We start from the raw sequence: 21,916 nt of genomic DNA on the forward strand, positions 1-21,916 counted from the left end.
GCATGGGTGCTCAGATCCGGGTCTACAAGAGGCGGATCAAGACCGTCTCCGCGACCAAGAAGATCACCAAGGCGATGGAGATGATCGCCGCCTCGCGCATCGTCAAGGCACAGCGCAAGGTGGCCGCGTCCGCTCCGTACGCCGGTGAGCTCACCCGGGCAGTGACCGCGGTTGCCACCGGCTCCAACACCAAGCACGCCCTGACCACCGAGGTCGAGAACCCCGTCCGGGCCGCGGTCCTGCTCATCACGAGCGACCGTGGTCTGGCCGGCGGCTACTCCTCCAACGCGATCAAGGCCGCCGACCAGCTCACCACCCGCCTGAAGGCGGAGGGCAAGGACGTCGTCACGTACATCGTCGGCCGCAAGGGCGTCGCGTACTACGGCTTCCGTGAGCGCCCGATCGTCGACTCGTGGACGGGCTTCACCGACAGCCCGACCTACGCCGACGCCAAGCGGGTCGCCGGTCCCCTGATCGAGGCCGTCCAGCAGGACACGGCCGAGGGTGGCGTGGACGAGCTGCACATCGTCTTCACGGAATTCGTGTCGATGATGACGCAGACGCCGGTCGACAAGCGGCTGCTGCCGCTGAGCCTGGAGACGACGGCCGAGGAGTCCGAGGCGGTCAAGGACAAGATCCTTCCGCTGTACGACTTCGAGCCGTCGGACGAGGGCGTGCTCGACGCACTGCTTCCGCGGTATGTCGAGTCCCGTATCTACAACGCTCTGCTGCAGGCCGCCGCTTCCGAGCACGCGGCCCGCCGCCGGGCGATGAAGTCGGCGACGGACAACGCCGAAGATCTCATCAAGTCGCTCACGCGGCTTGCCAACGCGGCCCGCCAGGCCGACATCACCCAGGAAATCAGCGAGATCGTCGGTGGCGCCAGCGCTCTGGCCGACGCGACCGCGGGGAGTGACCGATAAATGACCACCACTGTTGAGACGGCCACGGCGACGGGCCGCGTCGCGCGGGTCATCGGCCCGGTCGTCGACGTGGAGTTCCCCGTCGACGCCATGCCGGAGATCTACAACGCCCTGACCGTCGAGGTCTCCGACCCGGCCGAGGCCGGCAAGAAGAAGATCCTGACGCTCGAGGTCGCGCAGCACCTGGGCGAGGGCATGGTTCGCGCCATCGCCATGGAGCCCACCGACGGCCTGGTCCGCCAGGCCGCCGTGACGGACACCGGCGACGGCATCACCGTCCCCGTCGGTGACGTCACCAAGGGCCGGGTGTTCAACACCCTGGGCAAGATCCTGAACGACCCCGAGGCCGAGTCCGAGGTCACCGAGCGCTGGTCCATCCACCGCAAGGCCCCGGCGTTCGACCAGCTCGAGTCGAAGACCGAGATGTTCGAGACGGGTCTGAAGGTCGTCGACCTTCTCACCCCGTACGTCAAGGGCGGCAAGATCGGTCTGTTCGGTGGTGCCGGTGTCGGCAAGACCGTTCTGATCCAGGAAATGATCATGCGTGTGGCGAAGCTGCACGAGGGCGTTTCCGTCTTCGCCGGCGTCGGTGAGCGCACCCGTGAGGGCAACGACCTCATCCACGAGATGGCGGACTCCGGCGTTCTGGACAAGACCGCGCTGGTCTTCGGCCAGATGGACGAGCCCCCGGGCACCCGTCTGCGCGTGGCCCTGGCCGGTCTGACCATGGCGGAGTACTTCCGCGATGTGCAGAAGCAGGACGTGCTGTTCTTCATCGACAACATCTTCCGCTTCACCCAGGCCGGTTCCGAGGTCTCGACCCTGCTCGGCCGCATGCCGTCCGCGGTGGGTTACCAGCCGAACCTCGCCGACGAGATGGGCCTCCTGCAGGAGCGCATCACCTCGACCCGTGGTCACTCGATCACCTCGATGCAGGCGATCTACGTCCCCGCGGACGACCTGACCGACCCGGCTCCGGCGACGACCTTCGCGCACCTCGACGCGACGACCGTTCTGTCGCGTCCGATCTCGGAGAAGGGCATCTACCCGGCGGTCGACCCGCTGGACTCGACGTCCCGCATCCTGGACCCGCGTTACATCGCGCAGGACCACTACGACGCCGCTATGCGCGTCAAGGGCATCCTGCAGAAGTACAAGGACCTCCAGGACATCATCGCGATCCTCGGTATCGACGAGCTCGGCGAAGAGGACAAGCTGGTCGTCCACCGCGCCCGCCGTATCGAGCGCTTCCTGTCGCAGAACACCCACGCCGCGAAGCAGTTCACCGGCGTCGACGGTTCCGACGTGCCGCTGGACGAGTCCATCGCCGCGTTCAACGCCATCGCCGACGGTGAGTTCGACCACTTCCCGGAGCAGGCGTTCTTCATGTGCGGTGGCCTGGAGGACCTCAAGGCCAACGCCAAGGAGCTGGGCGTCTCCTGAGCCCCGTGCTCTTGACGGCCGGGGGCGGGGCTGCCCCGCCCCCGGTCCGTACGTCCCCTATTCTTTGACCCAACACCCGCCACACCCGGCGGGTGGAGACCCGAGGAGCCACGTTGGCTGCTGAGCTGCACGTCGAGCTGGTCGCGGCGGACCGAAGCGTCTGGTCCGGCGAGGCCACTCTGGTCATCGCGCGTACCACATCGGGTGACATCGGCGTCATGCCCGGCCACCAGCCGCTGCTCGGTGTGCTGGAGTCCGGCCCGGTGACCATCAAGACCGCCGACGGCAACGTCGTCGCCGCGGTGCACGGTGGGTTCATCTCGTTCGCGGACGACAAGCTCTCGGTGCTCGCCGAGATCGCGGAGCTTGCCGACGAGATCGACGTCGAGCGCGCCGAGCGGGCGCTCGAGCGCGCCAAGGCGGACGCCGACGCGGCCGCCGAGCGCCGCGCGGATGTCCGGCTGAAGGCGGTCACGGGCGTTCGCTAGCCCGCGTCCCGCTTCGAGTACGACCCTCAGCCGCGGACCGGCCTGGACGACCTCCAGGGCGGTCCGCGGCTGAGGCGATATCGCAGGTGCAGCTCTAGATGATGCGAGGAGGTCGGTGGAGATGGTCCTCGCTCTGCTCGTGAGCGGCATCGTCGTTCTACTGGTGCTGGTGGGACTCTTCGTCTTCGGGCTGCGCAGGCGGCTCATCCAGCGGTCCGGCGGGACGTTCGACTGCAGTCTGCGCTGGAACGTTCCCGAGGACGACCCCGGACCCGCCGGAAAAGGCTGGGTGTACGGGGTCGCGCGCTACAACGGTGACCGGATCGAGTGGTTCCGGGTCTTCTCGTACGCCCCCCGCCCGCGCCGCGTCCTGCAGCGCGACTCCATCGAGGTGCTGGAGCGGCGCACGCCGCAGGGCGAGGAGGAGCTGGCGCTGCTGTCGGACGCCATCGTCCTCGCCTGTCTGCACCAGGGCACCCGGCTGGAGCTGGCGATGAGCGAGGACGCGCTCACCGGCTTCCTGGCCTGGCTCGAGGCGGCCCCGCCCGGGCAGAGGGTCAATGTCGCCTAGACAAGGCTTCTCTCTGGACAGGGGAGGGTCAACGTCGCCTGACGCCGCGGCGTGATGCCACGGCGTCCTGACGTCACGGCGTCGTGAGGCTCAGCTCCGCGTCGTCCCGTGGTGCTCGACCGGCTCCGCTCCGGCGTCCTTCCCCGGTGCCTTCTTCGGATCCTTGGGCCAGATCGTGTAGCTCAGCGCGATGACCACGTTGATGCCGATCACCCACAGCATCCTCGTCTGCCACATGCGCAGCGAGCTGGTGTCGCCCCCGTCGCCCACGTACCAGGCGGCCGTCTGCAGCAGGCCGATGGCGATCGCCGCGGACAGCACCCACTTCCCGGCCGTCTTCCACTCGTGCACCGCCCGGGCCGTGCCGTACTTCGGCGGCTTCACCGGCGGCGGGCCACCGGCGAAGCGGTGGGCGAAGCGCTGGTCGGCCCACCGGATCGTGGAGTGGCCGAGCCCTACCGAGAAGCCGATGTAGACCGCGGCCAGGCCGTGTTTCCAGTCGGCCGTGGCGCCGTTCTTCAAGTCGATCGCGGTGGCGATCAGCAGCACCAGCTCCAGCACGGGCTCGAGCAGCAGCACGGCGATCCCCGCCCGGGGCATCCGGGCGAAGTAGCGCAGGCTGAGACCTGCGGCCAGCAGGATCCAGAAGCCCACCTCGCAGGCGACGACCAGCGTGACGATCATGGTTCTCTCCCTTCCCTCACCACCAGCCTCACCGCTGTGACCGGGGATCTCGTCGTCGCGGGCGACGAGATGGCACTGCATCCTTCGATGTACCTCCGGCCGGGACGGGCGGCCGTCCGGCGGACGGCCGCACTCCGCGCGACGTGCTGAGATGGAGCCATGCCGGTCCGCTTCCTCCGCCACCCCCCGCGCGTCGACCTCCTCATCGCGGTCTCCGGGCTGCTCGGGGGACTGCTGCTGTGGTTCCTCGGGCTGAGCGAGGGCAAGCCGCTCTTCGGGCTGCCCAAGTGGCTCGTCCTCGTCGCGCTGGTGGTGATGTCGGGCAGCGAACTGCTGCGTCGCCGTGCCCCGCTGACGGCCCTGGCCATCGGCACGGCGGCGGTGGCGCTGGACCTGTGCACGGGCACGCTCGTGGCCACCGTGGTGATGTACACGGACCTGGTCTACGCGGCCGTGCTGTACGGGTCGCCGGCCGTGGCCCGGCGCCTTCCCCGGGCCTGCGAGATCGGCACGGCGCTGGTGACGGCGCTGGCCCTGGTCCTGCTGCGGGACCCTGGGGCGCTGCTGATCGGCTTCGCCTTCTCGGTGATCACCGTGGCCCCGGCCTGGACCGGGGTGGGCATCCGGGTGCACCGGGACCGGGCCGAGGCCGCCCGGCTGGCGGCCGAGCGGACCGCGCTGCTGGCCGAGCTGGACCGGCGCGAGGCGGTCGGGGCGGAGCGCGCCCGGATGGCGCGCGAGCTGCACGACATGGTCGCGGGCCATCTGTCCGCCATCGCCATCCACTCCTCGGCCGCGCTGTCGATAGGCGAGCCGGAGGCGTCCCGGGAGGCGCTCGGGGTGATCCGGGAGAACAGCGTGCAGGGCCTCGCGGAGATGCGCCGGCTGATCGGCCTGCTGCGCGAGCAGACGAAGGAGGCGGACGAGCCGGCGCCCACCCCGACGCTCGACGGCCTCGACGCGCTGCTCGAGCGGGCCCGTACGGCGGTGCGCGACGACCGCTTCTCCTTCGTCCTGCGCGACGAGCGGGGCCCCGGCGCCCTGCCCGCGCCGGTCGAGCTGGCGGCGTACCGCATCGTGCAGGAGTCGCTGACCAACGCGGTCAAGCATGCGGCGCCGGGCGAGGTGAGCGTGGCGCTGGCCAGGGACGACGGGGCGCTGGTGGTGCGGGTGGCCAGCGCCCTGGGGGAGCGGCCGGGGCCGCGCGCGCCGGGGGCCGGGGCGGGCCTGACCGGCATGCGCGAGCGCGTCGCGCTGCTGGGCGGCGCGCTGGCGGCCGGGCCGGCGGCGGGGGAGGAGACGTTCTGGGAAGTACGGGCGGAGCTGCCCGTGGACGAGGAGGAGATCAGATGATCCGCGTCGTTGTCGCCGAGGACCAGGCCGCCGTGCGGTCGGGGCTCGTGCTCATTCTGCGCTCGGCGGCGGACATCGAGGTCGTCGGGGAGGCGGGCGACGGTGAGACGGCCGTCCGGCTGGCCCGTGAGCTACGGCCCGACCTGGTGCTGATGGATGTGCAGATGCCGAGGCTGGACGGGGTGTCGGCCACCCGCCTGATCACCGACGAGCGCCTCGCCGACGTGCTGGTGCTGACCACCTTCGACCTGGACGAGTACGTCTTCGGGGCGCTGCGGGCGGGCGCCGCGGGCTTCCTGCTCAAGGACAGCGAGGCGGCGGACCTGGTGACGGCGGTGCGCACGGTGGCGCGGGGAGAGGGGCTGATCTCCCCGGTCGTCACCCGGCGCCTCATCGCGGAGTTCGCGCGTCCGACGCCCGTGCGCTCTCCGGGCGCGCCCGACGCGTCCGTGCTCGACGTCCTGACCCGCCGCGAGCGGGAGGTGCTGGTGTGCGTGGGGGAGGGGCTGTCGAACGCGGAGGTCGCGCGGCGGCTGGGGATGGCCGAGGCGACGGTGAAGACCCATGTCAGCCGGGTGCTGGGGAAGCTGGAGCTGCGCAGCCGGGTGCAGGCGGCGGTGCTGGCCCGGGAGTTGGGTCTGGTCCAGACCTCTTGACCGTTGGTACGGACCTTCCTACGCTCCCTTCACAACGCGCACCCTCGTACCGCGCCCCTTCACCACGCGGCACCCCCCACCCTGTCCGGCCCTCACTCGAGGAGCTTGCCTTGAGCACAGGAACCACGGGACACGGAAGATTACGCAGACCTCTCATAACCCGCGCCATAACCCGCGCCCTACCCCGCGCCCCGCTCGCGGCGCTCACCGCACTGCTGCTCCCCCTCGGCCTGGCCGTCGGCCTCGCGGCCCCGGCCCATGCCGCCCCCGCCGCCACGGCGACATTCGCCAAGACCTCCGACTGGGGGACGGGCTTCCAGGCGCAGTGGACGGTGAAGAACACGGGCACCACCGCCCTCGACGGCTGGACCGTCGAGTGGGACTTCCCCTCCGGCACCGCTGTCAGCTCGTACTGGGACGCGCTGGTCAGCGGCTCCGGCGGGCATGTGACGGCCAAGAACCGCGAGTACAACGGAACCGTCGCCCCCGGCGCCTCGGTCACCTTCGGCTTCGTCGGCTCGGGCGACGGCGAGCCCTCCGGCTGCCGGATCAACGGCGCGTCCTGCGACGGCGGATCGCCGTCCGACAGCCCGCCCGGCGCCCCGGGCACGCCCACGGCCGTCTCCGTCACCGCCGACAGCGTCTCGCTCAAGTGGGGCGCGGCCACGGACGACAAGGGCGTGAAGAACTACGACGTCTACCGGGGCAAGGCCAAGGTCGCCACCGTCGCCAAGCTCGCCTGGACCGACACCGGCCTGAGCGCGGGCACCGACTACACCTACACGGTCGTCGCCCGTGACACCGCCGACCAGACCGGCCCCGCCAGCGCCCCGCTCAGCGTGCGGACCACCGGCGGGGGCGGCGACCCCCAGCCGGGCACGGACGCCGTCAAGGCGGGCTACTTCGTGCAGTGGGGCATCTACGGGCGCGGCTACACCGTGAAGTCCCTGGACACCACGGGCGCCGCCGGCAAGCTCACGCACATCAACTACTCGTTCTCCAACATCGACCCCGTCAACCTGACCTGCCTCAACGGCGTCACCAAGGCCACCAGCCCCAACCCCCAGGACCCCAGCCAGGGCGACGGGGCCGGCGACTCCTGGGCCGACTACGAGAAGGGCTTCGGCGCCGGCGAGTCCGTCGACGGCGTGGGGGACACCTGGGACCAGCCGCTGGCCGGCAACTTCAACCAGCTGAAGAAGCTCAAGGCCAAGTACCCCAAGCTGAAGATCAATATCTCGGTCGGCGGCTGGACGTACAGCAAGTACTTCTCCGACGTCGCGAAGACGGACGCCTCCCGGCAGAAGTTCGTGAAGTCCTGCATCGACATGTACATCAAGGGCGACCTGCCCACGGCGAACGGGCGCGGCGGCGCCGGCGTCGCGGCCGGCATCTTCGACGGCTTCGACATCGACTGGGAGTGGCCGGGCTCCGAGGGCCACGCCGGCAACCACGTCTCCAAGGACGACAAGGCCAACAACACCCTGCTGTTTGCCGAGTTCCGCCGCCAGCTCGACGCGCTGAGCGGCACGACCGGGAAGAAGTACCTGCTGACCGCCTTCACCCCGGCCGACCCCGCGAAGATCGACGCGGGCTGGGACATCACCACCAAGGACGGCACGCCCAGCGTCCTGGACTACATGGACTTCGCCAACGTCCAGGGCTACGACTTCCACGGCTCCGGCAGCGACAACAGCTGGGAGCCGAACCGCACGGGACACCAGGGCAATCTCTTCACCGACCCCAAGGACCCCTACCCCACGAAGTTCAGCGTGGCCACGACCGTCCAGACCTACCTCGACGCCGGCGTCCCGCCCCGCAAGGTCGTCCTGGGGCTGGCCTTCTACGGCCGCGGCTGGCAGCAGGTCGCCGACGGCGGCGCGAACGGCGCCTGGCAGAGCGCGGGCGGCGCGGCACCGGGGCAGTTCCCCGAGGAGGCCGGCACCCGCGGCTACGACAACCTCCTCGCGTCCGTGCCGAACCTGACGGTCCGCCATGACGAGACGGCGGTCGCGACGTACGGCTACACGGGCGCGGGCGGCCAGTGGTGGACGTTCGACGACGCCTGGTCCATCGGCAAGAAGACCGCCTGGCTGAAGTCCAAGGGACTCGGAGGCGCCATGATCTGGGAGATGTCCGGCGACCACGGCACGCTGATGAACGCGGTCGTCGGCGGCCTGGGCTAGCGCCCGCCCCCGAACCGACCGGGGAGGCGGAGCGGCCCCCCGCCTCCCCGGTCTTCCACGTCTCCGATGCTCCGTCGGCGGCCGCGCCTCAGCGGTTCTCGCCCGGCACCCACAGGCTGCATTTCCCGGGGGGCGACCCCCGGACCCCCGGCCGCGCCGGGGGTTGCCGCTTCAGCGGTTCTCGCCCGGCACCCACAGGATGTCGCCGAGCTCCTTGTTCGCCGTCCTGGCCAGAATGAACAGCAGGTCCGAGAGACGGTTGAGGTAGGTGGCCGTCAGGTGGTTCATGATGTCGCCGTGCATCTCCAGCGCCGCCCATGTGGAGCGCTCGGCGCGGCGGGCCACCGTGCAGGCCTGGTGCAGCAGGGCCGCCCCCGGCGTGCCACCCGGCAGGATGAAGCTGCGGAGCTTCTCCAGGTCCGCGAGGAAGTGGTCGCAGTCGGCCTCGAGCTTGTCGATGTAGGACTGCTCGACCCTCAGCGGCGGGTACTTGGGCTCCTCCACGACCGGGGTCGCCAGGTCCGCGCCCACGTCGAAGAGGTCGTTCTGGACCCGTACGAGCACCTTGACGACCTCCGCCGGCAGCTGCCCGAGCGCGATGGCCACCCCGATCGCGGCGTTGGCCTCGTTCGCGTCGGCGTACGCCGCGATGCGGGTGTCGGTCTTGACGGTGCGGCTCATGTCACCGAGGGCGGTCGTGCCGTCGTCGCCGGTGCGGGTGTAGATGCGCGTCAGATTGACCATGGGGACGAGCCTAGCCACGCACCGCCCTCGAGGGCCGCCCACGCCGCACCCAACCTGTGATCAGTGTGACTGAAGTGACCCAACTGCACCGTGGTGCGCGCCCCGTGGCCGTCTCGGTGTGACGTCCGTCATCTGGGACGTGACGCGCATCTCTTACTGCCCACACGTGCGCCGACGGGCGCTAATCTCCGGGCGGAGAGGCGTGAATGCACAGATACATGCACAGGGAGTAAGGGGACAGTGGTGGCCAAGAAGCTCGCCGTCATCGGCGCCGGACTGATGGGCTCCGGGATCGCGCAGGTCTCCGCCCAGGCCGGATGGGACGTCGTGCTGCGGGACGTCACCGACGCGGCGCTGCGGCGCGGTACGGACGGCATCAAGGCCTCGTACGAGAAGTTCGTCTCCAAGGGGAAGCTGGAGGCCGCGGCCGCCGAGCAGGCGCTGGCCCGGATCACCACGACCACCGACCTCGACGCGGCCGCCGACGCCGACATCGTCGTGGAGGCGGTGTTCGAGGACATCGACACCAAGCGGGACATCTTCCGCACCCTGGACGGCCTGGTGAAGGACGAGACGGTCCTGGCCTCCAACACCTCCGCCATCCCGATCACCAAGATCGCGGCCGCCACGGAGCGCCCCGAGCGGGTCGTGGGCGCGCACTTCTTCTCGCCCGTTCCCATGATGCAGCTGTGCGAGCTGGTGCGCGGCTACAAGACCAGCGACGAAACGCTCGCCAAGGCCCGGGAGTTCGCCGAGGGCGTCGGCAAGACCTGCATCGTGGTCAACCGCGACGTCGCCGGCTTCGTCACCACCCGTCTGATCTCGGCGCTGGTCGTCGAGGCGACCAAGCTGTACGAGTCGGGCGTGGCCAGCGCCGAGGACATCGACATCGCCTGCAAGCTGGGCTTCGGGCACGCCATGGGGCCGCTGGCGACCGCCGACCTGACCGGCATCGACATCCTCATGCACGCCACGGGCAACATCTACACCGAGTGCCAGGACGAGAAGTTCGCCCCGCCGGAGATCATGCGCCGCATGGTGGACGCGGGCGACCTCGGCCGCAAGAGCGGACAGGGCTTCTACCAGCACTGACGGTCGGACGGATACCAAGTTCACCCACCAGGGTGAACTTGGTATTGGTTCGCCTGAAGGCGGCAACTTTGTGGTGTGAGAGGCAGTCAGTTCTTTAGAACCACATCCACATCAGGGACCACTCCCGGGAGCGCATATGCACATCAGGGGCGATCACGCCGAACTGGTCGTCGGGGGCCGCCTCGACGTCCGCAGCGCGGCGGACGCCCGTACGGTCCTGCACTCCGCCCTGGACGGCGGCCGGGGCGACCTGGTCCTGGACCTGACCGAGCTGGACTCCTGGGACGCCACCGGGCTCGGCGTCATCATGGGCGCCCACCGCCGCGCCGGCCGCACCGGCCGGCGGCTCGTCCTGCGCGGGGTGCCGGACCGGATGCAGCGACTCCTGGTGGCCACCCGGCTGCACCGCATCCTCGCCATCGAGGAGGACTGCCCCCGGCGGCGCCCCCTGCCGCACGTGTGAGACCCCCCGTGTGCAACGGGGCGCCGGACGGGCCCGGTGAGCCCCTCGAGGCGCGAGTGCCCCGATCCTCATGAGACTGTGACGTCCCGTGGCGCCGGGGCACCCTTCCCGTCGTAGATACTGTGGCAAGGTCTGTTCGGTTTCCCGCCGCCTACGAAAGCCCACGGCGGGCACCGGACCGGAATCGACGGCCCGGACAGCTCCCGGCCGGAGGTCGAAGGAGTGCGGACAGGCCGGAGGGCACGACGGCACGCCACGCATCTTGGGGGCTCTGAACCATGGACCCGACGAACCGCGGATCCGAGGAATTCCACGACGACGAGCGGACTCCCGACGAGCCGGGCGCCACGGGGCGCCCGCCGCGCGAGTCCGCCGCGGCACCGGAGGTCCCCGCCGCCCAGGGTCCGGTCCGCGTCGTCCAGCTCGTCACCGGTGACTACCTCCTCACCGTCAACCCCGTCGACGGCAGCGAGATAGAGCCCTGCCCGCCCGGCGCCCTGCCCGCCAGACCGGAGCGCCACGGCCCCGAGCGGCGCGACGGCCTGCGCCTCGCCGCCGCGCCCCCGCCGCCCGCCCGTCAGGCCGGGCCCCAGCTGCCCCTGGTGGGCCGCGCGGAGGAGCGCGAGCGCCTGGGCCGGCTGCTCTCCCGCGGCCGTTCGGTGCGGCTGACCGGCCCCTCCGGGTCCGGCCGCAGCGTCCTGCTGGACGCCGTCGCCGAGGACTGCGCGGGCCTGGCGCCCGACGGCGTCGTCCGGCTCAGCGGATACCACCGCACGCCCACCGACCTGCTCCACGAGCTCTTCGCCGCCGTCCACCACGCGCCGCTGCACCGCCTCGAGCGGGGCGAGTTGCTGGCGGCCGTGCACGAGATCGGCGCCGTGGTCGTCCTGGACGACCTCGAGTTCGGCGGCGCCGCGCTCGACGAACTCCTCGACGCCACACCCGAGTGCGCCTTCCTCCTCGCGGCCACCCCCGACGTCGCCGCACCCTCCACCGACTCGCACGTGGAAGAGGTCTTCCTCGGCGGCCTGGACCGCACCGGCTGCCTGGAGCTGCTGGAGCTGGCCGTGGACCGGCCGCTCACCGACGAGGAGGCCGACTGGGCCGCGGACCTGTGGTTCGAGTCCGAGGGCCTGCCGCTGCGGTTCGTCCAGGCCGGCGCGCTGCTGCGGCAGAAGGACGAGCTCGCCTCCGCGCCCGCCGCCGCCGACGAGTTCGGCGTCTTCGCCGAGCGGCCCTACGCCGCGGCCGCGGGCGACGGCGAGGACGAGGGGCGGCCCGCCTCGCTGCCCAGCCTCGCCGAGGCGGCGGGCCCCGCCGTCCTGCTCGCCTCCCGCCTGGACGAGGCCGCCCGCAACGCCCTGCGCTTCGCCGTCGCGCTCGGCGGCGAGATGCCCCACCAGGCGCACCTGCCGGCCCTGGCCGGCGACACCCACGCCGACGCCGCCGTCGGCGACCTCCTCGCCTGCGGGCTGATCACCCCCGTCGGCGCCCACTACCGGCTCGCGGCCGGCGTGGCCGAGCAGCTCCTCGCCGGGGGCTACGGCGACGAGGCCGCCGCCCGGGCGCACTCCGCCGCCCAGCACTACGCCTGGTGGGCCGGGCACCCCTCCGTCACGCCCGAGCGGATCGCCCAGGAGGGCGAGGTCATCCTCGCCGCGCTGGGCGCCCTCATCGGCGACGGCGACGCCGGGCACCGGGCGGCCGCGGTGCTGCTCGCCCGTACCGCCGCACCGGCCTTCGCGGCCGCGCTGCACTGGGGGGCCTGGGAGCGCGCCCTGCGGGCCGGGCAGGAGGCCGCACGGCTGGCGGGCGAAGTCGGCGAAGAAGCGTATTTCCACCACGAGTTGGGCGTGCTGGCGCTGTGCACCGGCAACCTCGACCGGGCCCGCGCGCAGCTGGAGGCCTCCATCGGACTGCGCGGCGTGCTCGCCGACAAGCGCGGCGCGGTCGCCGGACGGCGGGCGCTGGCGCTCGTCGCCGACCGCTCGGGCCTGGCGATGGGCGCCCGGACGGTGCCCGGCGGCGGCCCGGCGCGCACCGGCTCCACGCGCGTGCCGCCGCTGCCCCCGCTGCGCACGCCCTCCGGCGAGGAGGTCCCGGCCGCCCGCCGCGAGGAGTCCGCCGCGCCCCCGGCCAAGCCGGCCACGGCGCGCCCCGTGCGGCCGCAGCCCGCCGACTCCACCACCACGATCGTCAGCCGCGTGCCGGCCGCGGCCGGTGCCCCGGCGGCGGCCGCGGCGGCGGTGCCCGTGCCGTCCGCGCCCCCGCGGCGCGGCCCGCTGGGCCGGGTGTCGTGGGCGCACAAGCTCATGGCCGGCGGCAACCGGCGCAACCTCCTCGCGGCGGGCGCGGGCGCCCTCCTTGCCGCCGTCCTCGGCACCGTCGTCACCCTCGGCGCCACCACGGGCGGCGGGGACGGCGACCGCTCGGAGACGGTCCGGCCCGGCCAGTCGGCGGACCGGCAGGACGGCGACGGCGGCCTGAGCGCCGACGAGCCGGCGCCGGGCGAGAGCGGGCGTCCGCAGGTGCCCGGTCACGCGGGCAAGCCCGGGCAGTCGCCCGGGCCCAGCGGGACGGCCGGCTCGCCCGGCGCGTCCGGCAGCCCCTCGCCGTCCGCGTCCGGCAGCGGCGGCCCGGCCACCCAGTCGCCCACGCCGGGCCGGCCGTCCCAGAGCCCGACCCGCTCGCCCGGCGGCGGGGAGAGCCCCAAGCCGACGCCGCCCACGCCGACGAAGACCGAGGAGAAGCCTCCGACGACGCCGCCCACGCAGCCGCCGACCAAGGACCCGCAGCCCCCCACGGCCGCCGGCTCCAACTCGGCGAGCGGCCCCGCCCCGGGCGGGACCGCCTCCGGCGGCGGCACCCCCGTCGCCTAGCCGCGGGCTCCGCGCCCACGCGAAGAGGGCCCGTACGGTGCGTACGGGCCCTCTTCGCGTGGTGCGGCGGCCGCCCGGAAGGGTCCGGGCGGCCGGCCGCTCAGAACAGTCGCAGCTTGTCGTCCTCGATGCCGCGCATCGCGTCGTAGTCCAGGACGACGCAGCCGATGCCCCGGTCGGTGGCGAGCACGCGGGCCTGGGGCTTGATCTCCTGGGCGGCGAAGATGCCGCGCACGGGGGCCAGGTGCGGGTCGCGGTTGAGGAGCTCGAGGTAGCGGGTGAGCTGCTCCACACCGTCGATCTCGCCGCGCCGCTTGAGCTCCACGGCCACCGTCGCGCCGTCCGCGTCGCGGCAGAGGATGTCCACCGGGCCGATGGCCGTGGGGTATTCGCGGCGGATGAGGGTGTAGCCCTCGCCGAGGGTCTCGATGCGGTCCGCCAGGAGCTCCTGGAGGTGCGCCTCCACGCCGTCCTTGATCAGGCCGGGGTCCACGCCCAGCTCGTGCGAGGAGTCGTGCAGGACCTCCTCCATGGTGATGATGAGCTTCTCGCCCGCCTTGTTGATCACCGTCCAGACGCCGTCGCCCTCTTTGAGGGTGCACGGCGGGGACATCCAGTTCAGGGGCTTGTAGGCCCTGTCGTCGGCGTGGATCGAGACGCTGCCGTCCGCCTTCACCAGAATCAGGCGCGGGGCGGAGGGCAGGTGGGCGGTGAGCCGGCCCGCGTAGTCCACGGAGCAACGGGCGATGACGAGACGCATGGTGAGCCACGCTACTCGACTCCTGCCACTTCACGCGATTCGCCCTGGAAGGCCCCCTCGGGCTTTGGCCAGTTGTCGGTGTTCTCCTGGTGGGGCAGCAGTGGCCGGATTACCGTTGAAGCGGGCGGTCGTCGTACGGGCACAGGGCGTCGTCGTCCGCTCGCCCATCCCTGAGACCCCGCTCGCGGGGTCGCGAGAGGAGAACCCATGTCGCTCGACGTCTCACCGGCCCTCCTCGAACAGGCCGAGCGAGGCGAGGTCGACGAAGCCGATTTCGTCGACTGCGTCCGGACCTCCCTGCCCTACGCATGGGAGATGATCAGCTCCCTGGTGGACCGGCTCAAGGTCGAAGGCGGACAGTTCGCCGACAACCGGACGCCCCCGCCGGACGAGCAGGCGCGTGGCCAGCTGCTGCGCGCCCTGGCGAGTGACGCGATTCGCGGTGCGCTGCAGCGGCACTTCGGGGTGCGCCTGGCGTTCCAGAACTGCCACCGGGTGGCCGTCTTCCCGACCGACCCTTCGGTGGACGAGCGACTGGCCCGCTTCACCTCCGTGAGGGGCCAGCTGCTGAACCAGTCGCCGGAGCTCCGGGACTGCTGACGCGTCCTGTGCTGCCGCTCCGAGTGCGGGAGGTGCGGAGAAACGGGGGCGGCAGCTCCGCCGGGGCCTGTGGCCGGCGGACGGGACGGGACCATGCGGGACCCTATGGGCGCGGACCGGGCGGGAGCCGGCCGGAGGCGCCGGGTCAGGTGAGCAGAGGCAGCACGTCCGCGCCGAGGCGGCGGAGGTTCTCCTCGGTGGCCGCGAGGTCGCCGGAGCCCTCGGCGAGCAGGGCGAAGCGACCGATGCCCGTGCGCTCGCGGGTGGCCGCGAGGCGGTCGGCGCACAGCCTGGGCGAGCCGACGGGGTGGAGATCGCACAGCAGCTCCGTGTACGCGAGGGGATCGCGCATCCGGCGGATCCTGCCGTCGACGGTCACATGCGCCGACAGTCCGTGGTGCAGCCAGCCCGGCATCGTCTTCAGCAGCGTCTCCCGCGCCTCCTGGCACCGGTCGGCGATCTGCACCACCCCGGCCGCCACATGACCGGCCGACGCCACCTCATCGGGTGAACGCCCCGCCTCCAGCGCGCACTTGCGCCACAGGGCGACCATGTCCGCCTTCTCCTGGTCCTCGCTGTGCATGCCCAGCAGCATCGGCAGCCCGTGCGCCGCCGCCAGCCGCACGCTGGCGGGCGAGGTGCACGCGACGACCACGCCGGGGCCGGTCGAGTCCAGCAGCTCGTCGGGCCGGGGCACCACCGGGACCTCGCGGAAGGAGAACCGTTCTCCCTCAGTGCCCACCCGGGGCTCCCGCAGCCAGCGCATCAGCAGTTCGAGCGACTCGGGGAACCCCTCTTCGTACGCCTCCAGGCCCGAGTTGAAGACCTCGAGGTCCACCCAGGGCCCGCCGCGGCCCACCCCGAGGGTGAACCTTCCGCCCGAGGTGAGGTGCAGCAACGCCGCCTGCTCCCCCAGCGCCACGGGGTGGGTGGTGGGCAGGACGCTGACGGCCGTGCCCACCCCGAGGGTGCGGGTGCGGCCGAGCAGCAGGGCGGCGAGGGTCACCGCGGACGGGCACACTCCGTACGGCACGAAGTGGTGTTCCGCCAGCCAGACCGCGTCCAGCCCCGCCTCCTCGGCGACCTCCGCCGAGCGGACGGCCCGGTACAGCGCCTCCCCGTGCCCCTGGCCGGGGAATTGGGCGGACAGGACAAATGCTCCAACGCGCATCGCTCTTTGTTCCTCCTAGCGACCGACGCGGCATCCCCCTGGAGGCAATAACGGCTGACACGTGCCGAAGGTACGGCCCTGCGTGAAGTTTTCATGATGATCGGTGCGCGGGCGCCATAGAGCCGGGGGACGCCGGGACGGGGCGGTGACCGTGCCGCGTAGGCTGGTCACGACCCGTAGCCCCAGACCCACCGAGGTGCCCCGTGTCCCCGCGCCGAAACCGCCCGCGAGGCGGGACCGACCGATCGTCACCCCTCCCGCCCGACACCGGCGGCGCGCGGTACGGCCTGGAGCGCACCGAGAGCTGGCAGGGCGAGGAGTGGGCGGTCCGCATGATCGGCGGCGGCGCGGCGGCGAAGCACTACCGCTGCCCGGGGTGCGACCAGGAGATCCCGCCCGGGGTGCCGCACGTGGTGGCCTGGCCGCAGTTCGGCGGCGGCGTCGAGGACCGCCGGCACTGGCACACCTCCTGCTGGAACGCGAAGGACCGCCGGAGCGCGCGGCTCCAGCGGTCCCGTAACGCGCCCAGGTACTGACCCCGGGCCGCCTAGGGCGTGTCCGACACGTCCTGGCGGCGGTCGCTCACGCGTCCCGCCTGGTCAGCGAGACGTACGCGCCGGCCAGCGCCACACCGGCCACGCCCAGCATGATCCACAGCGGGGTCCAGCCCGTGGGCCCCTCGATGTGGTCGGCCGAGGTGGCGTAGAACGCCGAGAGCTGCATCGGGATCGAGTACTCGATGAGCGCCTTGCGGACCTCCGAGAGGGCGTCGCCCATCATGAACAGCGACAGCACCATCGGCAGCAGGACCACGCCCAGCATGAGCGTGATCGCCCCGGCGGAGTGCCGCAGCAGCGCGCCCACGGCGAGGCCCAGCAGGCCCAGCGTCGCCACGTACAGGCTCACCCCGACCGTCGCCCGCAGCCAGGTCTCGGCGTCCGGGGTGAAGGTGGTCCTGTCGCCGAGCAGCGCGGAGTCCACCACCGCGATCATCCCGGTGGAGACGAGGGTGATCACGAACGTCAGGAGGAAGAAGACGATCGACTTGGCCCCCAGCACCCGCCCACGGTCCGGGCACGCGGTCAGGGTCGTACGGATCATGCCGGTGCCGTACTCGGAGGAGATCGTCAGCACGCCGAGCGTGACCACGCAGATGATGCCGAGCAGCACCCCGAAGAAACCGAGGGCGAGCGGCGAGGAGTTGCCGGTGTCGCCGTCCTGGCCGGCGACGAGGGTCGCGGCCAGGAAGCCGATGCCGAGGACGAGCAGCACCATGACGCCCAGCGTCCACATCGTCGACCGCACGGACCGGATCTTGGTCCACTCGGAGGCGACGGCGTCGAGGAGCGTGGCCTTGCGGATCGGGATCGGCGACACGTAGCCGACGGGGCCGCCGGCGGGCGTCTGGCCCGGCCAGTAGCCCTGCGCCTGGCCGGGGTGCGGGGCGGCGGCCTGCGCACCCGGGTGCGGCGGCACCGCGGGCGCGGGCACGGCCGGGGCGTGGGGCGGGGTCTGCGGGGCGGTCTGCGGGGGCGCGGGGGGCTGCTGCGGGGTGGTCATCGGGCGTCCTCGCTGTCGCGCTTGGTCAGGTCGGCGGGCGCGCCCTGCGGAGCGGGCCCGGAGGGCGGGGGAGCGGTCGGGGCGGCGGGGGCCACGGGGGCCGGCGCCTGCGGCGCGGCGACGGGCTGGGCGTAGGGGTTGGGCTGCTCGCCCGGCAGGACCGGGTAGGCCTGCTCGGCCCAGCCCTGCGGGGCGGCGGCGGGCTGCTGCCAGCCGTGCTGGGCGGGCGGCGCCTGCAGGCCCGCGCGCTGGTCCTGGGTGGAGCGGTAGTCGACCGCGCCCTGCGTCATCCGCATGTACGCCTCCTCCAGGGAGGCCTGGTGCGGGGAGAGCTCCCACAGGCGGGTGTCCACGTCGTGGGCGATGTCGCTGATGCGGGGCAGCGCCAGGCCCGTGACCCGCAGGGCGCCGTCCTGCTCGGACAGCACCTGGGCGCCGGCCTCGACCAGCGCGGTCGTCAGCTTCTCGCGGGCCGCCACCTCGCCGTCGGGCGTGCGCACGCGCGCGAAGCCGGCCGAGTTCGCGGAGATGAAGTCCTTGACGCTCATGTCCGCCATGAGCTGCCCGCGCCCGATGACGATCAGGTGGTCGGCGGTCAGCGCCATCTCGCTCATCAGGTGCGAGGAGACGAAGACCGTACGGCCCTCGGCCGCCAGGCCCTTCATGAGGTTGCGGACCCAGAGGATGCCCTCGGGGTCGAGGCCGTTGACCGGCTCGTCGAACAGCAGCACCTGGGGGTCGCCGAGCAGGGCGGCGGCGATGCCCAGGCGCTGGCCCATGCCGAGGGAGAAGCCCTTGGAGCGCTTGCGCGCCACGTCCTGGAGGCCGACGACGCCGAGGACCTCGTCCACGCGGCGGGCGGGGATGCCGGAGAGCTGGGCGAGGGAGAGCAGGTGCATGCGGGCGCTGCGGCCGCCGTGCACGGCCTTGGCGTCGAGCAGGGCTCCGACCTGGCGCGGGGCGTTGGGGAGCTTGTGGAAGGGCTGCCCGCCGATGGTGACCCGGCCGGCGGAGGGCACGTCCAGGCCGAGGATCATGCGCATCGTCGTCGACTTGCCGGAGCCGTTGGGCCCCAGGAAGCCGGTGACGGCCCCCGGCCGTACCTGGAACGTCAGGTTGTGCACGGCCGTCTTGGCGCCGTAGCGCTTCGTCAGGCCGACTGCCTCGATCATTCTCCGCCCCTCGCGAGCTTCGTCCAGGGCATGAGCCCCCGTAAGGGTTAGGAGGATAGACGAGGGGTTGACGGTTCCCGATATGTGAGAGGTACGGGTGCGATAAGGCCCGAAGGCCCGGCCGCGCGGGCCCTCCGGGGCCTCGGACACCCCCTAGGCGTCCCGGCGGGCGAGCACCGCGTACCCGCCGATCAGCGCCGCCACCACCCACAGGGCCATGATCGCGAAGCCGCCCCAGGGGCCGTAGGGGGCGTCGTCGCCGACGGTGACGACCTGCATGACCTTCTGCCCGGCCTGGTCGGGGAGGTAGCGCCCCACCTTCTTGGTGGCGGAGACGTTGCCCAGGATGGCGGAGATGAGGAAGAAGAACGGCATCAGGATGCCGAGCGCGAGCATGGGGCTGCGCAGCATCGTCGCGACGCCCATGGAGAAGACCGTGATCAGCGTCATGTAGAGGCCGCCGCCGATGACGGCGCGCAGGACGCCGGGGTCGCCGAGGGAGGCCCGGTGGATCCCCAGCATCGCCTGGCCGGTGAAGAAGGCCGCGAAACTCGTGATCATTCCGACGGCGAACGCGAGCAGCGTGGCAATAGTGATCTTGCTGAAGAGAAAGGTGCCGCGCTGCGGGACCGCCGCCAGCGAGGTGCGGATCATTCCTGTGCTGTATTCGTTCGATACCACCAGCACCCCGAAAACGATCAATGCCAGCTGGCCGAGTCCCATTCCCGCGAAGCTGACGAATGTCGGATCGAATTCGATCTTTCCCTGGGGGTCGAGACGGTCGAAATCCTTCTTGGCCAGCGCGCTGATCAGCGCGCCGAGAACGACGGTCACCACCAGGGCGAGCCCCAGCGTCCACACCGTGGAACGCACCGATTTGATCTTCGTCCATTCCGACCGCAGGACCTGGGCCGCCACCGCCATGGTCAGGATCCCTTCTTCCGCCAGCCGGCTCCCCACTGCCCGCCCGCCTCCGCCGTCGGCGCCGCGGCGGCCGCCGGGCGGTGGTTCTCGTGCGCGTGGTACTCCACCGACCCGGCCGTCAGCCGCATGAACGCCTCCTCCAGCGAGGCCGACCGCGGGCTCAGCTCGTGCAGCACGAGCTGATGCCGCGCCGCCAGCTCGCCCAGGTGCGCCGCGTCCTCGCCCTCGACCTCCAGCGCCCCCTCCGCGCCGGGCGCGAAGTCGATGCCGGCGCCGCGCAGCACCTCCCGCAGCCGCTCCTGGTCGGGCGAGCGCATCGTGACGAACGCCCGGGAGTTCTCCGCGATGAAGTCCGCCATGCTGGTGTCGGCCAGCAGCTTCCCCTGGCCGATGACCACCAGGTGGTCGGCGGTCAGCGCCATCTCGCTCATCAGGTGGGAGGAGACGAAGACCGTACGGCCCTGCGCGGCCAGGCCCTTCATCAGGTTGCGGATCCAGTGGATGCCCTCGGGGTCGAGGCCGTTGACCGGCTCGTCGAACATCAGGATCCGCGGATCGCCCAGCAGGGCGCCCGCGATGCCCAGGCGCTGGCCCATGCCGAGGGAGAAGCCCTTGGTGCGCTTACGGGCCACCGAGGTCAGGCCCACGGTGTCCAGTGCCTCCCGCACCCGGCCCGCCGGGATGCCGTTGCTCTGCGCCAGGCACAGCAGGTGGTGGTAGGCGCTGCGGCCGCCGTGCATCGCCTTGGCGTCCAGCAGGGCACCGACGGTCTTGAGGGGGTCGTGCAGCTCGCGGTAGTGCCGGCCGTCGATGCGGACCGTGCCGCTGGTCGGCCGGTCCAGGTCGAGCATCATCCGCATGGTCGTCGACTTGCCCGCGCCATTGGGGCCCAGGAAGCCCGTGATGACGCCGGGCCGGACGGTGAACGTGAGGTGATCCACGGCGCGGACGTCGCCGTAGTGCTTGGTCAGCCCCTCAAGCTCGATCATTCCGCCACGGTAAGCGCGCCCACCGGGCCCCGCCACCGGTGGCGCGGACTCCGCCGGACGTCGTACGCGCCCCTCCGGAAAGGCCTCCGGAACGGCCTCGGGGAAGGCCTCCGCACAGACCTCGGGGAAAGACCACTCGGCGCGTCACGCGCCCCTTCGGGCGGCACATGACGCGCCGAGTACAGGTCCCCCGGTGGTCCCCCGGTCGAATGCCGTGCGGCCGCCGTGTCAGCGGCTCTGCTGGGCCGGAACGCCGCGCGAGATCGGCTCGTCGTCACCGGGCACCCCGGCCGCCGCCACGGCCGCGCCGGTCAGCGTCGCCAGCATCTCGCGCACGTTGGTCAGCTGGGCGTTGATGCTGTCGCGGCGGTTGGTCAGGGCCGCCAGCTCGCGCTCGGACTCGCTGCGGATGCGGTCCGCCTTGGCGTTGGCGTCGGCCACGATGTCCTCGGCCTGGCGCTGCGCGGTCTCCACCGTCTGGCGGGCCCGGCGCTCGGCGTCCGTGCGCAGCTTCTCGGCCTCCAGGCGCAGCTGCTCGGCACGGTGCTCGATCTCCGCAAGGCGCTTCTCGGCCTTCGCCTGCCGGGAGGCCAGGTCGCGCTCGGACTGCTCACGGCGCTTGGCCAGGTTGGTCTCGAAGTCCGCGGCGGCCTGGGCGGCCTTGGCCCGGGTCTCCTCGAAGAGGGCGTCCGCCTCCTCGCGCTTGGACTGCGCGTCCTTCTGCGCCTCGCTGCGCAGCTGGGCGGCGTCGCCCTTGGCCTTCTCGACGATCCGGGCGCCCTCGTCCTCCGCCTTCGCCTTGCGGTCGGCGGCGAACGACTCGGCGTCGTTGCGCACCTGCTGGGCGGCCGACTCGGCCAGCTCGCGGTGCTGCTCGGCGGCGCGCCGGGCCTCCTCACGCAGGTCCTTGGCCTCCTCCTCGGCCAGCCGGAGGATCTTCTCGACCCTGGCCCCGAGCCCCGCGTACGACGGCTCGGCGTCATTGATCTGCGCCTGAGCGTTCTGCGTTTCGAGGTGCAGCTCCTCGATGCGCTTTTCCAGAGAAGTGATCCGGGCCAGTGCGCTGTCACGGTCCGCTACGAGCTTCGTAATGCGGTCGTCCACCTGGCCGCGGTCGTATCCACGCCGCACCAACTCGAAGCCGAAGGGGGAGGAAGTGTCGCTCATGGGGTTCCTGTCATTGGAGACCTGTGAGGTGATAGAGCGAATCCTAGGGGCGTGAGCGGCGTGTCATCGAGCAGATGGTGGTAGACGGTGG

General features: G+C 72.1%; 21 protein-coding genes. 12 read left to right on the forward strand and 9 right to left on the reverse strand.

Going from position 1 to position 21,916, the window contains the following annotated elements; genetic code table 11:
- Window positions 1–2: 2 nt before the first annotated feature.
- The 4 genes from AB4K12_RS17595 (at window position 3) to AB4K12_RS17610 (ending at window position 3,425) form a co-directional block, all read left to right on the forward strand.
- Window positions 3–923: a F0F1 ATP synthase subunit gamma gene (locus AB4K12_RS17595; RefSeq protein ID WP_368435068.1), complete on the forward strand. Its 921-nt coding sequence runs from the start codon at window positions 3–5 to the stop codon at window positions 921–923.
- Window positions 924–2,366: a F0F1 ATP synthase subunit beta gene (gene atpD / locus AB4K12_RS17600; protein WP_362263032.1), complete on the forward strand. Its 1,443-nt coding sequence runs from the start codon at window positions 924–926 to the stop codon at window positions 2,364–2,366. It begins immediately after the preceding gene.
- A 113-nt stretch (window positions 2,367–2,479) separates the two neighbouring features.
- On the forward strand, window positions 2,480–2,854 hold the full coding sequence (locus tag AB4K12_RS17605) for a F0F1 ATP synthase subunit epsilon (RefSeq protein ID WP_368435069.1): 375 nt from the start codon (window positions 2,480–2,482) through the stop codon (window positions 2,852–2,854).
- A 121-nt stretch (window positions 2,855–2,975) separates the two neighbouring features.
- Window positions 2,976–3,425, forward strand: a complete 450-nt coding sequence (locus tag AB4K12_RS17610; protein ID WP_362263035.1) for a DUF2550 domain-containing protein — start codon at window positions 2,976–2,978, stop codon at window positions 3,423–3,425.
- Between the two features lie 90 nt (window positions 3,426–3,515).
- On the opposite strand, the gene AB4K12_RS17615 is transcribed toward AB4K12_RS17610, so the two are convergent.
- Window positions 3,516–4,109 carry a hypothetical protein gene (locus AB4K12_RS17615; RefSeq protein WP_368435070.1) on the reverse strand — a complete coding sequence of 198 codons (594 nt, stop codon included), beginning with the start codon at window positions 4,107–4,109 and terminating at the stop codon, window positions 3,516–3,518.
- A gap of 159 nt (window positions 4,110–4,268) precedes the next feature.
- Here AB4K12_RS17615 and AB4K12_RS17620 point away from each other — a divergent pair, with 159 nt between their 5' ends.
- From AB4K12_RS17620 to AB4K12_RS17630, 3 genes are all read left to right on the forward strand, one after another.
- Window positions 4,269–5,462: a sensor histidine kinase gene (locus AB4K12_RS17620; protein ID WP_368435071.1), complete on the forward strand. Its 1,194-nt coding sequence runs from the start codon at window positions 4,269–4,271 to the stop codon at window positions 5,460–5,462.
- Window positions 5,459–6,118 carry a response regulator gene (locus AB4K12_RS17625; protein ID WP_368435072.1) on the forward strand — a complete coding sequence of 220 codons (660 nt, stop codon included), beginning with the start codon at window positions 5,459–5,461 and terminating at the stop codon, window positions 6,116–6,118. The genes AB4K12_RS17620 and AB4K12_RS17625 overlap by 4 nt, the downstream gene beginning before the upstream one ends.
- A gap of 212 nt (window positions 6,119–6,330) precedes the next feature.
- Window positions 6,331–8,304, forward strand: coding sequence for a glycosyl hydrolase family 18 protein (locus AB4K12_RS17630; RefSeq protein ID WP_368435279.1), 1,974 nt, complete (start codon window positions 6,331–6,333; stop codon window positions 8,302–8,304).
- A 171-nt stretch (window positions 8,305–8,475) separates the two neighbouring features.
- On the opposite strand, the gene AB4K12_RS17635 is transcribed toward AB4K12_RS17630, so the two are convergent.
- Window positions 8,476–9,048 (reverse strand): cob(I)yrinic acid a,c-diamide adenosyltransferase, encoded by a 573-nt coding sequence (locus tag AB4K12_RS17635; RefSeq protein ID WP_207247962.1) that lies wholly within the window; start codon window positions 9,046–9,048, stop codon window positions 8,476–8,478.
- Window positions 9,049–9,291: 243 nt separating this feature from the next.
- On the opposite strand from AB4K12_RS17635, the gene AB4K12_RS17640 reads away from it, so the two are divergent.
- The 3 genes from AB4K12_RS17640 (at window position 9,292) to AB4K12_RS17650 (ending at window position 13,482) form a co-directional block, all read left to right on the forward strand.
- A complete protein-coding gene (locus tag AB4K12_RS17640; protein WP_368435073.1) occupies window positions 9,292–10,140 on the forward strand; it encodes a 3-hydroxyacyl-CoA dehydrogenase family protein in 849 nt (282 codons plus the stop codon).
- A 136-nt stretch (window positions 10,141–10,276) separates the two neighbouring features.
- The gene (locus AB4K12_RS17645) at window positions 10,277–10,603 is read left to right on the forward strand and encodes an STAS domain-containing protein (RefSeq protein WP_086574659.1); all 327 of its coding nucleotides are present in this window, start codon (window positions 10,277–10,279) and stop codon (window positions 10,601–10,603) included.
- A gap of 278 nt (window positions 10,604–10,881) precedes the next feature.
- A complete protein-coding gene (locus AB4K12_RS17650) occupies window positions 10,882–13,482 on the forward strand; it encodes an ATP-binding protein (RefSeq protein ID WP_368435074.1) in 2,601 nt (866 codons plus the stop codon).
- Between the two features lie 100 nt (window positions 13,483–13,582).
- Here the strand turns inward: AB4K12_RS17650 and nucS are convergent, their stop codons facing one another.
- Window positions 13,583–14,242, reverse strand: coding sequence for an endonuclease NucS (gene nucS / locus AB4K12_RS17655; RefSeq protein ID WP_368435075.1), 660 nt, complete (start codon window positions 14,240–14,242; stop codon window positions 13,583–13,585).
- A 207-nt stretch (window positions 14,243–14,449) separates the two neighbouring features.
- Here nucS and AB4K12_RS17660 point away from each other — a divergent pair, with 207 nt between their 5' ends.
- Window positions 14,450–14,842, forward strand: a complete 393-nt coding sequence (locus tag AB4K12_RS17660) for an SCO5389 family protein (protein WP_086574723.1) — start codon at window positions 14,450–14,452, stop codon at window positions 14,840–14,842.
- Between the two features lie 145 nt (window positions 14,843–14,987).
- Here AB4K12_RS17660 and AB4K12_RS17665 read toward each other — a convergent pair whose 3' ends face one another.
- Window positions 14,988–16,013, reverse strand: coding sequence for an LLM class flavin-dependent oxidoreductase (locus AB4K12_RS17665; protein ID WP_368435076.1), 1,026 nt, complete (start codon window positions 16,011–16,013; stop codon window positions 14,988–14,990).
- A 203-nt stretch (window positions 16,014–16,216) separates the two neighbouring features.
- Here AB4K12_RS17665 and AB4K12_RS17670 point away from each other — a divergent pair, with 203 nt between their 5' ends.
- Entirely contained in the window at window positions 16,217–16,549 is a 333-nt protein-coding gene (locus AB4K12_RS17670) for an ATP/GTP-binding protein (protein WP_086574727.1), read from the forward strand.
- A gap of 46 nt (window positions 16,550–16,595) precedes the next feature.
- Here AB4K12_RS17670 and AB4K12_RS17675 read toward each other — a convergent pair whose 3' ends face one another.
- From AB4K12_RS17675 to AB4K12_RS17695, 5 genes are all read right to left on the reverse strand, one after another.
- Complete coding sequence (locus tag AB4K12_RS17675; RefSeq protein ID WP_368435077.1) at window positions 16,596–17,573, reverse strand: ABC transporter permease subunit; 978 nt, start codon at window positions 17,571–17,573, stop codon at window positions 16,596–16,598.
- Window positions 17,570–18,745, reverse strand: coding sequence for an ABC transporter ATP-binding protein (locus tag AB4K12_RS17680; RefSeq protein ID WP_368435078.1), 1,176 nt, complete (start codon window positions 18,743–18,745; stop codon window positions 17,570–17,572). The genes AB4K12_RS17675 and AB4K12_RS17680 overlap by 4 nt, the downstream gene beginning before the upstream one ends.
- A 153-nt stretch (window positions 18,746–18,898) precedes the next feature.
- The gene (locus tag AB4K12_RS17685; RefSeq protein WP_368435079.1) at window positions 18,899–19,669 is read right to left on the reverse strand and encodes an ABC transporter permease; all 771 of its coding nucleotides are present in this window, start codon (window positions 19,667–19,669) and stop codon (window positions 18,899–18,901) included.
- 2 nt (window positions 19,670–19,671) lie between these two features.
- Window positions 19,672–20,658 carry an ABC transporter ATP-binding protein gene (locus tag AB4K12_RS17690; protein WP_368435080.1) on the reverse strand — a complete coding sequence of 329 codons (987 nt, stop codon included), beginning with the start codon at window positions 20,656–20,658 and terminating at the stop codon, window positions 19,672–19,674.
- Between the two features lie 228 nt (window positions 20,659–20,886).
- Window positions 20,887–21,825, reverse strand: a complete 939-nt coding sequence (locus AB4K12_RS17695) for a cellulose-binding protein (RefSeq protein WP_086568306.1) — start codon at window positions 21,823–21,825, stop codon at window positions 20,887–20,889.
- Window positions 21,826–21,916 lie beyond the last annotated feature (91 nt).

This window comes from Streptomyces sp. C36 (assembly GCF_040932295.1).
Taxonomy (GTDB): domain Bacteria; phylum Actinomycetota; class Actinomycetes; order Streptomycetales; family Streptomycetaceae; genus Streptomyces; species Streptomyces triculaminicus.